Origin of the sequence: Chromobacterium sp. IIBBL 290-4 (genome assembly GCF_024207115.1) — a bacterium.
In the GTDB taxonomy this organism is placed as follows: Bacteria; Pseudomonadota; Gammaproteobacteria; order Burkholderiales; family Chromobacteriaceae; genus Chromobacterium.
In genome coordinates this window covers 3975713-3990725 of the sequence record NZ_CP100128.1, presented here as the reverse complement: position 1 = coordinate 3990725, position 15013 = coordinate 3975713, and the positions used below count along the sequence as shown (strand labels likewise).

The window sequence follows — 15013 nt, the reverse complement described above, 5'->3', positions numbered from 1 at the left end:
GGCCAGGCTTGCAGCCTGACCATTATTGCTTATCTCGCGATCAACGCTTGGGGATGGCCTTCAACACAGCCTGCAGCAATTGCCAAGCCTTGCCTACCGATTCCACTTCCACGCGCTCGCCCGGCGCGTGTGCGCCGCGGATGTTCGGGCCGAAGGACACCATGTCCAGATTCGGATACTTGGAGCCCAGGATGCCGCATTCCAGGCCGGCGTGGATCACCTGCACCTCGGCCTCGCCGCCGAACTCCTGCTTGAACACATCCTTGAACAGCGCCAGCAGCTTGGACTGCGGATTCGGCGCCCAACCCGGATAGCCGCCTTCCATTTCCACCTTGTAGGCGGCCAGCTTGAACAGGCTTTCGATTTCGCGCGCCAGCATCCAGGTGCCGGAATCCAGCAAGGAGCGCACCATCAGGTTGGCGAATACCTTGCCGCCCTCGATGGAGACCACGCCCAGATTGTTGGAGGTTTCCACCACGCCGGCCACGCGCTGGCTCATGCGCTTCACGCCGTGCGGAGCGGCATGCAGGGCGGACAGGATGGCGGTTTGATCGGCCTTGCCCACTACGCCGTCAGCAGAGGCAGCTTCAGACAGCACGGTCACGCCCTCGTCCACGCCGGCCAGTTCAAAGCGCAGCAGCGCCTGGAAGGCGTCCAGCTTGGCGGCGACTTTGGCGGCGTCGGCGGCCGGGTAAGCCACTACGGCGAAGGCTTCGCGCGACAGCGCGTTGCGCGCGGTGCCGCCCTTGAACGAGGCCAGGCGCAGTTCGGTTTCGGCTTCCAGCTCGCGGATCAGGCGCAGCAGAATCTTGTTGGCGTTGCCGCGGCCCAGGTGGATGTCGGCGCCGGAGTGGCCGCCCTTCAGGCCCTTGATGGTCAGGCTGGCGGTCTGGAAACCGGCCGGCAGCGCGTCTGCGGCGTATTCGCGGGTAACGTTCACATCCACGCCACCGGCGCAGCCCATGTAGAACTCGCCCCACTCTTCGGTATCGATATTGATCAGATACTGGCCTTGCAGCAGGCCGGTTTCCAGCCCCAGCGCGCCGCCCATGCCGGCCTCTTCATCCAGCGTCAGCAGCACTTCCACCGGGCCATGGGCCACATCGTCGCCCGACAGCACCGCCATGCCCAAGGCCACGCCGATGCCGTTGTCGGCGCCCAGCGTGGTGTTTTCGGCGATCAGCCAGCCATCTTTCAACACCGGGCGGATCGGGTCTTTGAAGAAGTCGTGCTCGGTGCCGCTGTTGGCCTGGCATACCATGTCCAGGTGGCCTTGCAGCACCACGCCGGCGCAGTCTTCATAACCCGGCGTGGCCGGCTTGCGGATGATCAGGTTGCCGACCTTGTCGACCACGGTTTCCAGGCCGCGCAGTTCCGCCCAGCCTTTCATGTAGTCGCGCACTTGCTCTTCGTGCTTGGACGGGCGGGGGATGTCGCACAGGGTTTGGAAATGTTCCCAGACGGCTTTCGGTTCGAGTTCGGCGATATTGGTCACAACGTCATCCTTGATTCGGTAGCGCGGCGCCGCATCCGAGGGCGGCGTCGCCAGGCACAGCCATCGCTAAGCGAAGGCAAAAAATCATGTCCAGTCAGCATGAAAATACGCCTTGGCATGATTTTCACGCTGACAATCTGCTCATCATTCTACACGATGGGCAATGAAGGGAAAGCATACCCCGCAACGCGCCGCAAGGGAATGAACCCACAGCTAAATCTTGCTGGAATTGCGCATATAGCAAAGCCATTTTCCATGCCAGAAACATCAGGCATGAATAAATGGCATGGCAAGATGCCTCGCCGCCCACGGCGGCGAGGCTTGGGCGGCTCAGAGGCTGAAGCGCAGCGACTTCACCAGCGCGCCCGGCATCAGCTTGCTGAAGCTGAAACGGCCGCCATAGCTATGCGGGTCCACCAGCAGCGAGCGTTCCGCCGTCAGCGCTTCCAGTTGTTCGCCCAGCAGATCGAACAAGCTGTCGTCGAAGCGCATCACCCCCAGCGGCGCGACGATCTTGCCGTCTTCCACCCAGAAGCAGGCGAAGCGGGTCATGCCGGTGACGCGGCAGGCCGAGCGGTCGGAGAAGTTCAGATACCACAGATTGGAAAGGTATACGCCTGTCCCCAGCGCGGCCAACGCGTCTGCGCTGGGGAGCGACCCCGCGGCCAGATGCATGGATTCGGCGAACTCCCGCCCATCCGCGTTCGGCGTCAGGCCGAACTCGCGCGCGCTGCGCGGCGAGATCAAGCTGTGGCGATGTTCGCCGGCGGCGATCAACTCCACCCGCTCCGGCCGGATAAAGCCATCGGACTGGAACAGCGGGCCGAAGCCTGCGCCGCCCTCTTCGCTCAAACTCACCAGCGGCGACAGCTTGCGCTCGCCCTCGGCCAGCTTGAGCAGCGGGCTGCGCTTCACCGCCTTGTCGCCGTGAGAATACAGGCTCCAGTCGAAATTCCAGCTCTCGCCCTGCTGCCAGTTGAATTGCCCCAAGTGGTTGGCGAAGCCGAAGCTCATCTCGCCGCTGGCCAGTATGCCCACCAGGTCCAGCCCTTCCGCCGCGGCCAGAATGTCGGCGGCCATCGTTTCTGCGGGCGGCAGGCTCGCCTCGCCGATGCGTTCGCTGTGGTTTGGGGCGTCGTTCAACAGCAGGAAGGGATCTTCCTCCACTTGATCCAAAGCCTGGCGCAAGACCGGCAAAACGCTTTCCAGCAAGCCCAGATCATCCTCGCCGCCGCTCAGCGACAGCTGCTGCGACGCCTGCCGTTTGCCGCGAATCAAGCGCAGGGTCAAATAAGCCTGCTTGATCTGCCCCGCCTGCCTCACCTTGCCATGGTTGAAGCGGACGAAATCGCTGCGTTCGGCAGCCAGTCACAAGGTATAGCCTTCTTGATCCCGCAACAGGCCGCTCAATGCGGCCGCCAGTTTTTGCAAATGCGCGCGCATCATGCCGCTCCTCCGAAAACTTCCACCTCGCCGAACACGCATGCCGGCGAGGCATGCCCTACCCGGACCATTTGATTGGGCTCGCCCTTGCCGCAATACGGTGTGCCCATCACCTCGAAGGTCGACGCGTCGCCCACCGCCTTGAGCGAGCGCCAGAAGTTGGCGGATACGCCGCGGTAGTTGGGATTGCGCACCACGCCTCGCAGCTCGCCGTTCTCGATCAACTGGCCCCACTCGCAGCCGAACTGGAATTTGTTGCGCGAATCGTCGATGGACCAGCTGACATTGGTGCGCATCAGCACGCCGCGCTCGATGCCGGCGATCAATTGCGCCAGCGACTGATCGCCCGGCTCCACATTGAGGTTGGCCATGCGGTCTATCGGCGCGCGGTTCCAGTTGCAGGCGCGACTGTTCGCCACGCCGTCCAGCGCGAAGCCATCCAGGCCGGCACGCGCCGCGGAGATGTCGCCGCCCAGCGGACGCTCAAGAATGCCATTGCGGATCAACCAGGCCTTGTCCGCCGTTTTGCCGTCGTCGTCCCAGCCGTAGCTGGCCAATTCATTGCGCAGCAGCGGATCGAAAGTGACATTGAGCAGATCGGAGCCGTAACGGTAGCTGCCGAACATATCCAGGGTGACGAAGCTGGTGCCGGCGTAATTGCGCTCGTCGCCGAGGATGCGGTCCAGCTCCAGCGGGTGGCCTATGCTTTCGTGAATCTGCAGCATCATCTGGTCCGGCATCAGCAAGAGATCGCGCTTGTCGCTGGGGCAGTTGGGCGCGGCCAGCAGCTGCAAGGCCTCGTCGGCCACTTTGCGGCCCGCGCCGCGCAAGCCGGACTCGGCGATCATTTCCAGGCCGCCCTGGGCGCTGGAGCGGCCCAGGCTGCGGGTTTGCACCAGGCCCTTGTCGAAAGCGGTCACCGACAGAGACGGCGTCAGCGCGCGCAGATGCTGCTCCGCTTCGCCGCCGGCAGAGGTCAGATACAACTGGCGGATGTCTTGCTTGTAAAGCCCGGCCGACCAATCGACGATGCGGCCGTCTTCGCCCTTGGCGGCGGCGGATTCGCTCAATAACAGGTCCAGCAGCGCGGCGCGCGGCCATTCCGCGGCGACATCGGTTCCGGCGCCGCGATACTGGCCCTTGGGGCTGGGCAAGTCGATCCGGCGATAATCGAACACGCCATGGCCTGCCGTAGCCCTCGCCCAGTCGCGGGCGCGCTCAAACGCGGCCCGCAGGCCGGCCTCGCTTAAATCGGCCGTGGCGGCGTAGCCATAGCCGCCGCCATCCGCGACGGCGATCATGGCTCCGCGGTCAAGCCGCCGCACCAGCGGTTGCTGTCGTCCCTGCCGGACGCTCAGGCTTTCGCTGTCTTCCTCCACATAGCGCAAGGAACAGAAGTCCACCTGCGTTTGCAGCGCCTGAAAGCGCCGCCGGATGGTTTCGAACATGGATAAGGCTCCCGATGAGGCGGCGGCGCCGCCAATGCAATGTCAATGACATTGATGCTAATCAAGACCTGCCTGCCTTGTCCATGCCGAATTCATGAAAATGAAATCAAAGTCCCAGATCGCCAAGGCCGGGGTGATCGTCAGGCCGTCGGCCCAAGGGCCAAAAGAACAGCCGCTCGGATTCGGCGATGGGCATGTCGTTGATGCTGGCGTGCCTATGCGTCATGAGGCCGTCCGCGCCGAACTCCCAATTTTCGTTGCCATAGCTCCGGTGCCACTGGCCGGCGTCGTCCTGCCACTCATAGGCGAAGCGCACGGCGATGCGATTGCCGTCAAAAGCCCATAGCTCCTTGATCAGGCGATATTCCTGTTCGCGCCGCCATTTCCGCGTCAATAAAGCCTGCGCCTGTTCGCGGCCGCGGGGAAATTCCACGCGGTTGCGCCATTGCGTGTCCAGGCTGTATGCCTGAGCCACCCGGGCGGGATCGCGGCTATTCCAGCCATCTTCGGCAAGGCGGATTTTTTCGATGGCGCTTTCGCGGCTGAACGGGGGCAAGGGAGGACGAAGTTCCATGATGAGTTTCCTTTGGCTTGACGTAGACAGATCTGTCTACTTGCATTAAGTCTAGACCCAAGTAGACAAGTCTGTCTACAATGACCTCATGAAAACAGACCATCCCGCCAACTTGGCAGAATCTACGCCCCGCGAACGCATCCTGGCCACCGCCTTGCGGCTGTTTTACCAAGAAGGCATACGCGCCACCGGCGTAGACCGCGTCATCGCCGAATCCAGCGTCAGCAAGGTGACCTTTTATCGTCATTTCCCCAGTAAAAACGATTTGATCCTGGCCTACCTGGAACAACGCCACCGGCAATGGATGGACTGGTTCAGCGCGGCGTTGGACCGCCGCCGCCCGCTGGGAGCGGGCGCGTTGCCAGAAACATTGCGGGAGTGGTTCGACGCGGACGACTTTCGCGGCTGCGCTTTCATCAATAGCGCGGGGGAATTGCCGACGGAGGAAGCGATTCTGGAACTAGCCAGGCGTCACAAAGCAGAAATGCGCGCGGCGATAGCCAACATTCTGCCGGAGTCTTGCGATCAGACGGGCCTCGCGGCCGCTCTCGCCTTGGCGGTGGACGGCGCCATCGTCCAGGCGCAGAGGGAGGGCAATGGCGAAGCGGCGCTGGATGCGTTAAGCAAGCTGGTTTGCGCGCTGCCGCCGCTCGCGGCATGACGCGGCGCGCAAGCGCATGGTATGTTGACGCTTTGCCATGCCAATGGGGTTGATCATGGAGCAAGCGCTTTACCGTTTATTGGATGAACAAGGCATCGCCTATCAGCGCGTAGAACACCCCCCGGCTTACACCTGCGAAGAAGCGACGCGCTTGATACCCTACTTGCCGGGCGCGGAATGCAAAAACCTGTTTTTGTGCGATGCCAAGGGCCGCCGCCACTTCCTGGTGGCGGTGCCGGCAAGCGCCAGCGTGGACATCAAGGCGCTGGGCGAAACGCTGGGGGCCAAGGGTTTGCGTTTCGCTTCGCCGGAGCGGCTGAAGAAATACCTGGGATTGGAGCCGGGATCGGTTACCTTGCTGGGCGCCTTCCACGATGCCGAACGCGCGGTTCATGTTGTGGTTGACGAAACGCTATGGGCGAACGAGGCCATCCTGTGCCATCCGCTGGTCAATACCGCCACGCTCAGCGTCTCGGTGGCCGATTTGGAACGCCTGCTGATCCACAGTGGCCACTCGCCCTCCATCCTGGCGGTGCCGCGGAAGAATCAACCATAATCTCTGCGCCAAGCCGCGATGCCACTAACTCACACAAGCCAGCCCAGCACGATGACGCGCTATCAAGACCTGACATATTGGCGAAGGTATCGACGCTTTCTGCCCGACTGGCTGCAAGCCATGCCGGATGCCGCGCCGCAGGAAACATGGTGGCGCTGGCGCGACGCGGACATCCATCTGGATAGGTTCTCCGCGCCTGACGCGCCGTTGACCGTGATCATTCTGCACGGCGCAGGCGGCTATGGGAGGCTGTTCGCGCCCTACGCGCAACTGCTGCATGCGCAGGGCTATGAGGTGATCGCGCCGGACCTGCCGGGTTACGGCTTGAGTCGCGCGCCGGCGGAACGGGTTCGCATGGATCAGTGGGTGGACTGCGTCAAGGATCTCGCCATGGCACAGAAAAACGCCACGGCTCGCCCCGTCGTATTGTTCGGTTGCAGCCTGGGCGGCTACCTGGTTTATCTGGCCGCCGCCTGCGGCGCTCCGGTTGCCGGCATCATCGCCACCACCCTGGCCGACCCGCGGCTGCCCATCGTGCGGCGGCAGTTTGCCCGGCATCCGCTGCTAGGTGCGCTTGCTCCGCGCGCGCTGCCTTGGCTGGATGGGCTGTGCGGCTCCCTGCGGCTGCCCATCAAGTGGGTTTCCAATATGGCGGCGATCGCCAACTCGCCTCAGGCCGCCGCGGTGTTTCTGCGGGACTCGCTCGGCGGCGGCAATACCGTGCCGATAGGCTTCATGCGTTCGCTATTCGATGTCAAACCCGCCATCGAGCCCGAACAATTCGATCGCTGTCCCGTTCTATTGGCTCACCCGGCCGCCGACCGTTGGACCACGCTGGAAGCCAGCCAACCGTTCTTCGACCGCCTCCGCGGCCCCAAACAATTGCTGCTGCTGGAGAACTGCGGCCACTTTCCATTCGAGGAACCCGGCATCAGCCAATTGCGCGACGGCGCAAGCGATTTCTTGCGCGCTTTGACATCCCCGCGTTTGTCTTCCGCCTATGCCTGATCGGCGTCAATCCGCGCGAGGATCCATAGCGCTTGCGCCGCGCTTCTAAACGCTGCCGGCAGCTGCCATCCCCTGCCGCACTCGCCACGACAAAGGCAAGGTCAGCAGCAAGATGACGGCCAGCGCCAGCGCCGCCGCCGGCACGCCGAACGCATCGCCCAGGCGGCCGAACAATACCGGAGACAAAGCGCCGCCGCCTATGGTGCCGGTGTAAAACAGGGCGAAAGCCTGTTCGCGACGGCCCGGCGCGGCCAAGTCCGCCACCGCGCCATATAGCACCGAGGATGTGCCGTTCAAAGCCAAACCCAGCAGCGGCAGCGCCGCCAGCGCTCCGCCCAGGGGCAAAGCCAGCGTCAAGCCGATCATCAGCGAGGTCAGGCTTTCCGTTGCCCAGACGGTTTTCATCATGCCGAAACGCGAGCCCAGATAACCGCAGAACAGCTTGCCGAAAGCGCCGCCGACGAACAGCAGCGACAAAGCCAGCCCGATGCCGGCCGACCCCGCGCCTTTGGCTTTAAGAATAAAAGGCAGAAAGGTGAGAAAACCCATGCGCACGGCGCTGTCGATGACGCCGGTCGCCAATAAGGCGCGCAGGCCGCTTGCCGAGCCCGAGCCGGCCTGCGTCTTGCTTGCGCCTTTCGATTGCGCTGGCGCATTCAGTTGTTCGGGAACCAAACGCCACAAAAGCGCAGCCGCCATCAGCCCCATCGCCCCGGCCAGGCTGACGCTGACGCGCCAGCCCACCACAGACAAAGACAGGCCAACTGCGGCCGGGATCAGCATTTTGCCGATGTCGCCGGCAAAGTTGTATTGCGCCAGCGCCTGCTTGGCTTCGCCGGCCGCATGGCTATCCGCCACCAGCGACGACGCCAGCGGATGCTGAGTGCTGGCGCCAAGGCCGCCCAGCATCAAGGCCGCGATCAACACCGCCAGGCCGCCGGCCTGTCCTGCCAGCAAATAGGCCAAGCCCGCCAAAGAGGTGCCTCCGATCAGCATCCGCTTGCGGCCAAAGCGGCGCGACAATCGGCCGGCCAAAAGCTGAAAACCCGCCATCATGCCGGCATAGGCGCCGCGCAGCAGGCCCACCACGGCGTAGCTGATGGCGAATTGCGCCTGCCAGACAGGCAGCAGCACGTACACCAGATCGGTCAAGCCATCATGGACGGCATGGGCGGCGCTGGCCGCCAGCAAGGCGCGACGGCGTTTGGGCGGATCGACTATGTCTTGTTGCGGCATGACATCGCTGATGGGAGGCGGCATGGCTGGCGGCTTGCAATGTAAACGAAATGAAACATTCTACCGCCCAATCATTCTGTTGGCATGCGCGATTTTCCAACTGTGCCGCGTTCGCGGCGGCAGCGACTGGCTGATGCGCCATTCTGGACGCGGCCATGGCGCATGCGCGCGAAATAGGCTGCGGCAAAGTCTGGCTACACGCCCTTCCCGATGGTTTGGGACTCTATCAATCAGCAGGTTTCAGGCAAGACGAAAGCTATATGGATTGGAGGCCATGACGCTTGATTCCACCTCGGGCCGGCCTTTTCAAAACAAGCGCATATGCCATCCACAACCCTGTTTCCGACAGGGTGGCGCGGGTTTGCGCTCTGCGTTAATCTTAGCTCCGGTTGCGGATTCGCCGTCGCCTGGCCCGAGCTGGCCGCGACGGGCCCAATCGCACGCACCCTCGCCCTCATCCGTTACAATACAGATCAAGATAAGCGACACCGTAAACGGTGCCCGACAACAACCCGGCCCAGAGCCGGGACTTTCCCTTAGAGAAGCGTACCATGGCAATCAGTGTTTTCGACCTGTTCAAGATCGGCATCGGCCCCTCGAGCTCCCACACCGTGGGCCCGATGCGCGCCGCCCGACAATTCATCGCCCGCCTGGAAAAAGACGGCCAGCTGAACGACGCCGTCCGCGTGAGCGCGGAAATGTTCGGCTCGCTCGGCGCCACCGGCAAAGGCCACGGCACCGATGTGGCCGTGCTGCTGGGCCTGCAAGGCGAGCAGCCGGATCTGGTCGATACCGATGCCGTGGACGGCATGCTGGCCGCCATCCGCGAACAGCGCAAACTGAAGCTGCTGGGCAAACATGAGATCGACTTCATCGAAGCCGAGCACCTGGTCCTGCACAAGAAGAAAACCCTGCCCTACCACCCCAATGGCATGATCTTTGAGGCCTTCGACGCCGCGGGGAACAGCCTGTCCAAGCGCGCCTATTACTCTGTGGGCGGCGGTTTCGTGGTGGACGAGGCAGCCGTAGACGCCGGCTTCGTCCCGCCTGGCGTGACCGAGCTGAAGCACCCCTTCAAGAGCGCGGCCGAGCTGCTGGCGCTGTGCCAGCGCCACGGCAAGAGCATCAGCCAGATCATGCTGGAAAACGAGCTGTCCTGGCGCAGCGAAGAAGAAGTCCGCGCCGGCCTGCTCAATATCTGGAGCGTGATGCAAGCTTGCGTCAAGCGCGGCTGCGAGCGCGAAGGCATTCTGCCGGGCGGCATGAAGGTGAAGCGCCGCGCCGCCGACATGCACAAGAAGCTGCTGGCGTCGCCGGAAGCCGCGATGCGCGACCCGCTGACGGTGATGGACTGGGTCAACCTGTACGCGCTGGCTGTGAATGAGGAAAACGCCGCCGGCGGCCGCGTGGTGACCGCCCCGACCAACGGCGCTGCCGGCATCATCCCGGCGGTGATGCATTACTATGCCCGTTTCGTGCCGGGCGCCAACGACGACGGCATCGTCCGCTTCCTGCTGACCGCTGGCGCCATCGGCATCCTGTTCAAGCTGAACGCTTCCATCTCCGGCGCCGAGGTCGGCTGCCAGGGCGAAGTGGGCTCGGCTTGTTCGATGGCCGCCGGTGCCTTGTGCGAAGTGATGGGCGGCACGCCGGAGCAAGTGGAAAACGCCGCGGAAATCGGCATGGAACACAATCTGGGCCTGACCTGCGACCCGGTGGGCGGCCTGGTGCAAGTGCCTTGCATCGAGCGCAACGCCATGGCGTCGGTGAAAGCCATCAACGCCGTGCGCATGGCGCTGCGCGGCGACGGCCAGCACTTCGTGTCGCTGGACCGCGTGATCAAGACCATGCGCGACACCGGCATGGACATGAGCACCAAGTACAAGGAAACCGCCCGCGGCGGCCTGGCCATCAATGTGATCGAAGTGCCGGTCAACATCGTCGAGTGCTGATCGCCAGCTCTGCGTAGCAAACGGCCGCGCCGCAAGCGCGGCCGTTTTTCCGCTGGCCGGATTTTCATCCGGCTGGCAAACTGGAATGGCACTCAATTTGGAATTCATCGTGCGCGACATCGATACCGAACGTCTCCGCCTGCAAGCGCTGCGGGAACACGACGCTCCATTCATCCTGGAGCTGCTGAACGAGCCTTCCTTTATCGCCAACATAGGCGACAAAGACGTGCGCGACCTCGTCGGCGCAGTCAACTACATCAGCAAAGGGCCGCAAGCCAGTTACCGCCAGCACGGATTCGGCTTGATGAAGGTGGAATTGCGCGACGGCGCCATCCCGGTGGGCATTTGCGGCCTGGTTCGCCGCGACAGCCTGCCCCACCCCGATATCGGCTACGCCTTCCTGGAGCGCCACTGGGGCCGCGGCTATGCTTCCGAGGCCGCGGCAGCCTGCCTGGATCATGCGCGCGAGTGGCTGGACATAGCCTACGTCGTCGGCATCACCGCCCCGCATAATCACGGCTCTATCCGCGTGCTGGAAAAACTGGGCATGACATACGACCGCATGCTGGAACTGCCCGGCATCAATGGCCCGAGCATGTATTTTGTGCCTGCGGGCGCGGAGGAAAAATAATCCTCTCCCCGTCAAACGCCCGCTCAATATTGAGCGGGCGTTTGTCATTTCCAGATGGGAAAACAAGCGGGCGCGGCTACATCGCTTCGCGAATCCGCTCATAACCGGCGCGGCTGATAGGCACCGATGCGCCGCCGCGCAGGCGCGCCACATGGTTGTCCTTGCCGCTGCGCTCAATGGCCTGCACGCAGCTCAGATTGATCAGATAGGAGCGATGCACGCGCAAAAAAGCGCGGCGATCCAGCTTTTCCTCCAATTCGGACAGGCGCTGGTTCTTGAGATAGCTGCGCCCTTCGGCGTGGATGGCAACATAGTCGTCCTGCGCCTCGATGTAGTCGATCTTTTCCACTGGAACGATATGAATCTGCTCGCGATCGCGGATTACGATGCGCTCCAGCCGCGTCGCCGCCTCTGTCACGAGCGGCTCCAAGGCCGCTTGCGGCGCGGATAGCAAGGCGCGTGCCCGTTTCAGCGCCGCATCGAAGCGCGCCTGGGAAAACGGCTTGAGCAGATAGTCCACCGCATGCAGATCGAAAGCCTGCAGCGCATGCTGATCGTAGGCGGTGGTGAACACCACGCCATGGCGGCGGCCGGTGGCTTCCAAAACCTCCAGACCGGTCAGCTTGGGCATCTGGATGTCCAGAAACACCAAGTCCGGCTGCAGCGTGCCGATCAGGCGCGCGGCCTCCAGGCCATTATCGCATTCGGCCGCCACGCTGATATCGCCATGCGCATGCAGGTATTCAACAATCAGGCGACGCGCCAGCGCTTCGTCATCGGCAATCAGGGCGCGAATCATGCATCCTCCTGCGGCAGGTTCAACTCCACGCGAAAATGACCCGCCGCGCAGCGCCAGCTAAGGCGCGCGCGTTCGCCATATTGCGCGCTCAAGCGCTCGCGCACATTTCTCAGCCCCAAGCCATGGCCGGCGCGCGCGGGTCGATCGGCCGCCACCGGATTGTCCACCGCCAGGTGCAGCCAGCCTTCTCGCTTGAGGGCGACAATAGCGACCACGCCGCCTTCGTCCAGGCCATGGATGCCATGCTTGACCGCGTTTTCCACCAGGGGCTGCAACAACATGGGCGGCAGCAGGCATGCCAGCGCGGCCTCATCCGCCTCGACGCGATAGCCTAGCTGGCTGCCGAAGCGGCGCTGCTCTATCGCCAGAAAATTCCGGCACAGGGCGATTTCGTCCGCCAAGGCGATTTGCCCGCGCTCGGCCAGCGCCAGCGTGCCGCGGAAAAACTCCGCCAACTCGATCGCCATATCGCGCGCCGCCGCGGGATCCAGGCTGGTCAAGGCGCTGATCGAATTGAGGCTGTTGAACAAAAAGTGCGGGTTGATCTGAAGGCGCAGCAAGGCCAATTCGGCCTCGCGCGCCAATAGGCGGGATTGCGCCTCTTGCCGCGCCGCTTCCCGAACCGTCTCAAAAGCGATCACCACATCGTGGGCCAGCAAGGAGATCAGATACAGGCCGAAACCAATGGCGAACAAGGCCGCGCGCGCGCCGGGCGCCAGAGCGATCAAGCCGCCCTCGGCCACGCTATTCCAAGCCAGACAGGCTGCCAGCCACAAGCTGGCGCTCAGCAAGGCCGAGCAGGCGAAGGCCAGCGACACGCGCGGGAAGCTGCGCCGTTGCTGCGGCAGGGCTCGACACAGATAATAAGCCGACGGCGCGATAAAACCGTACAACACGGCCAGAGGCAAGGCAAACAGTAGCGCCCGCTCCCAATCCGCCACGCCGGCTGCATGCAGCAGCGCGGCCGCCAGCGCGCCCAGCGCCAGCCAGGCGGCCGCGTACCAGGGCAAACGACGCGCGTCGGACAAGATGGGGTGCATGCCGGATCAGTTCCTGATCTCAACGCCGCTCATAATGATATTGCCGCGCACTATCAGCAATTGCCCGCCGCTCATCCCCGGCACGGTCTTGTCCTCAACCGCGCCCATAATCGATGTGGCCTCAAGTTTCACCGACCAGCCGTGCGGCACCAGAATTTCCAGCCCTCCCAGCAGCACGTCCAACTTCAACACCGCCTCCTGCTGGATGACAGCCTGGGTCAGATCGAGCTTCAAGCCGCCCATGATCACCGAGACTTCGCCGCCTTTGAATTCCTGGGAGTCGTTGCGCACCACGCCGCCACCCATGATCACATTGGTTTTCAGCTCGACTGCATGCTCCTCCGAGTTGGACCAGGATGCGGGGAGCGAGCGCCTAAAGCCGCGCATGATGACCATCACGCCGGCAAAAATCAGCAGCACAGGCCACCAGTCATGCAGGTTGAAGCTTAAGTACCCTGCCTGCCGCAGGATCAGCAGCCCACCCAGCGTCATCAGCCCGCCGCCGAAGACATATTGGAAGGGCTGCCCTCGGTGAAAGAATTGCATCGCGCCGACCAGAATGAAAAAAACCGGCCAGAACTGCAAGGCGCCGAAGACATTGAACACATTGAGATTGTTCAGCAATATCAATACGCCGACGACGATCACGAACAAGCCAAAGCCTATCCGCCTCGCGGGCGGCTGCCGGAAATCTTGGTCGTGCCAATGACGCATGCCGCGGCGGGTTCTCATATCATATTCCTTGTTTCGGATTGCAGATGATGGCGCCACACCCCGCGCGCCAGAGTGAGCGCGCCCCACGCGATCAGCAGAGCAGGCCAGCTATTGGTGAATGTCCATCCCCAAATATGCTGCAGGCAAACGAAAATCCACGCGCCCAGCGCCAGCCGCCCCAAGCCTTTGAGCGCATGGCCGTAATGACTGGCGCCGGCCAAATACGACAAGCCTGACAAAGCGATCAGCATGGCCGCGACGTGCCACACGCCATAACTGCCGAGATCGCCCGCCCAGGACGGCCACGCCAGCAAGCCTGACTTTTGCGCCAACAAGATCGCGCCAGCCGCGATCAGCACGCCGCCCCAAAACAAGCGCCGGCGCATACGCCCCGCCCTGTAGCCTGCCATGTCCAGATTGCAATGCATACGCTGCTCCTTTTCGCCGCATCAACATGCTTGCAACATAATCATGTTTGCGCAAGCTGTCGCGTGATATTCGGCGAACGGCGGCTGCCAGTCGGTGAATGGCGGATCTGATCGGCGGAGCAAAAGGCGGGACGAACTTTGGATTTGGAGATTTGGGAGGCTGATAGATAAGGATGCGGCGCGGGGCGAGTCTAATTGCCGACGCCGCGCCATTTCGAGCGACGGCAGGCTTGGGCAAACAAAACCGCCCGCTCAATATCGGCGGGCGGTTTGCAGAGGGCGTTTTGCCTGATTACTGCGCCGCTACCGGATTGCCCGGCGGAGTGACAGCAGGCTGGTTGGCATTGGCGGGCGCCGCCGGCGGGGCCGGCACATTGGATTCCTTGAATTTGACGCCTGCATACAGCGTGCTGCTGAGCCCCAGCAACCAGACCCAATTGCCGTCAATGACATAAAAAGCATACGGATCGTGCGAGGTCAGCGAGCGGATGATGAACACCAGGCCAATGCCGACATTGGCCAGCACGGCTTGCAGGCGGTGAATGGAAATGCCTTGCCCATCGCCCAGAATATCGCTCCACCAGCCCCGCGAAGGCTGCAATGCGGTTCCGCTGCCCGATGCCGGCGCGTCGGGCAAGTCGATCAATGTGGCGGCGCCTGTCGTGCCGGCGCTGACGCCCAGCAAGGCCAGGGTTTCATTATTGATGGGCAGCAAACTGCCGGTTTCGATAAACAAATACCCTGTCACCAAGGCGACAGCCCAAGTCCACCACAGCAACTGGCTTCTGGCCAGGCTGAACGTCTGCTTGCCCGCCTCCAGTTCTGCCGACAGCGGGCCTCGATCTCGCAAGATATTGGTTTTCCATGCCAGGACGGCAAATAGCACTGTGACCAGCAAGGCGTAAATCATGGATTGTTGACTAGTCATGCGGCTCTCCTTAACAAGTTGCCAGGGACGCGGCAACTTCAGGATAGCCAAACGCTGAAAACAAACAGCGCTGTTCCGCCCTGCTGGTATTTGCACTTAG

General features: G+C 62.8%; 15 protein-coding genes. 5 read left to right on the top strand and 10 right to left on the bottom strand.

From position 1 onward, the window contains the following. Window positions 1–40: 40 nt before the first annotated feature. The 4 genes from NKT35_RS18760 to NKT35_RS18745 form a co-directional block, all read right to left on the bottom strand. Entirely contained in the window at window positions 41–1495 is a 1455-nt protein-coding gene (locus NKT35_RS18760; protein ID WP_254295873.1) for an aminoacyl-histidine dipeptidase, read from the bottom strand. Window positions 1496–1825: 330 nt separating this feature from the next. After that, complete coding sequence (locus tag NKT35_RS18755; RefSeq protein WP_254295871.1) at window positions 1826–2785, bottom strand: metallopeptidase TldD-related protein; 960 nt, start codon at window positions 2783–2785, stop codon at window positions 1826–1828. 152 nt (window positions 2786–2937) lie between these two features. Further along, window positions 2938–4386, bottom strand: a complete 1449-nt coding sequence (locus NKT35_RS18750; protein ID WP_254295870.1) for a TldD/PmbA family protein — start codon at window positions 4384–4386, stop codon at window positions 2938–2940. A 106-nt stretch (window positions 4387–4492) separates the two neighbouring features. Beyond that, entirely contained in the window at window positions 4493–4960 is a 468-nt protein-coding gene (locus NKT35_RS18745; protein ID WP_254295868.1) for a nuclear transport factor 2 family protein, read from the bottom strand. An 88-nt stretch (window positions 4961–5048) separates the two neighbouring features. Between NKT35_RS18745 and NKT35_RS18740 the strand changes: the two genes are divergently transcribed. Genes NKT35_RS18740 through NKT35_RS18730 form a run of 3 tightly spaced genes read left to right on the top strand, consistent with a single transcriptional unit; the run spans window position 5049 to window position 7185 of the window. Next, on the top strand, window positions 5049–5621 hold the full coding sequence (locus NKT35_RS18740; protein WP_254295867.1) for a TetR/AcrR family transcriptional regulator: 573 nt from the start codon (window positions 5049–5051) through the stop codon (window positions 5619–5621). A gap of 55 nt (window positions 5622–5676) precedes the next feature. Continuing rightward, on the top strand, window positions 5677–6177 hold the full coding sequence (locus tag NKT35_RS18735) for a prolyl-tRNA synthetase associated domain-containing protein (protein WP_254295865.1): 501 nt from the start codon (window positions 5677–5679) through the stop codon (window positions 6175–6177). A gap of 51 nt (window positions 6178–6228) precedes the next feature. Then, window positions 6229–7185, top strand: a complete 957-nt coding sequence (locus tag NKT35_RS18730; protein WP_254295863.1) for an alpha/beta hydrolase — start codon at window positions 6229–6231, stop codon at window positions 7183–7185. A 45-nt stretch (window positions 7186–7230) separates the two neighbouring features. Here NKT35_RS18730 and NKT35_RS18725 read toward each other — a convergent pair whose 3' ends face one another. Then, on the bottom strand, window positions 7231–8421 hold the full coding sequence (locus NKT35_RS18725) for an MFS transporter (RefSeq protein ID WP_254295860.1): 1191 nt from the start codon (window positions 8419–8421) through the stop codon (window positions 7231–7233). Window positions 8422–8972: 551 nt separating this feature from the next. Here NKT35_RS18725 and NKT35_RS18720 point away from each other — a divergent pair. Continuing rightward, window positions 8973–10373: an L-serine ammonia-lyase gene (locus NKT35_RS18720; protein WP_254295858.1), complete on the top strand. Its 1401-nt coding sequence runs from the start codon at window positions 8973–8975 to the stop codon at window positions 10371–10373. 85 nt (window positions 10374–10458) lie between these two features. Beyond that, window positions 10459–11004 (top strand): GNAT family N-acetyltransferase, encoded by a 546-nt coding sequence (locus NKT35_RS18715; RefSeq protein ID WP_254295856.1) that lies wholly within the window; start codon window positions 10459–10461, stop codon window positions 11002–11004. A 76-nt stretch (window positions 11005–11080) separates the two neighbouring features. Here the strand turns inward: NKT35_RS18715 and NKT35_RS18710 are convergent, their stop codons facing one another. The 5 genes from NKT35_RS18710 to NKT35_RS18690 form a co-directional block, all read right to left on the bottom strand. Further along, on the bottom strand, window positions 11081–11803 hold the full coding sequence (locus NKT35_RS18710; protein ID WP_254295854.1) for a LytR/AlgR family response regulator transcription factor: 723 nt from the start codon (window positions 11801–11803) through the stop codon (window positions 11081–11083). Further along, the gene (locus NKT35_RS18705; RefSeq protein WP_254295852.1) at window positions 11800–12843 is read right to left on the bottom strand and encodes a sensor histidine kinase; all 1044 of its coding nucleotides are present in this window, start codon (window positions 12841–12843) and stop codon (window positions 11800–11802) included. Before NKT35_RS18705 ends, NKT35_RS18710 begins: the two co-directional genes overlap by 4 nt. 6 nt (window positions 12844–12849) lie before the next feature. Next, entirely contained in the window at window positions 12850–13575 is a 726-nt protein-coding gene (locus NKT35_RS18700) for a LiaI-LiaF-like domain-containing protein (RefSeq protein WP_254295850.1), read from the bottom strand. Next, a complete protein-coding gene (locus NKT35_RS18695) occupies window positions 13572–13985 on the bottom strand; it encodes a hypothetical protein (protein ID WP_254295849.1) in 414 nt (137 codons plus the stop codon). Before NKT35_RS18695 ends, NKT35_RS18700 begins: the two co-directional genes overlap by 4 nt. 292 nt (window positions 13986–14277) lie before the next feature. Next, window positions 14278–14913: a hypothetical protein gene (locus NKT35_RS18690; RefSeq protein WP_254295847.1), complete on the bottom strand. Its 636-nt coding sequence runs from the start codon at window positions 14911–14913 to the stop codon at window positions 14278–14280. Window positions 14914–15013: the final 100 nt, after the last annotated feature.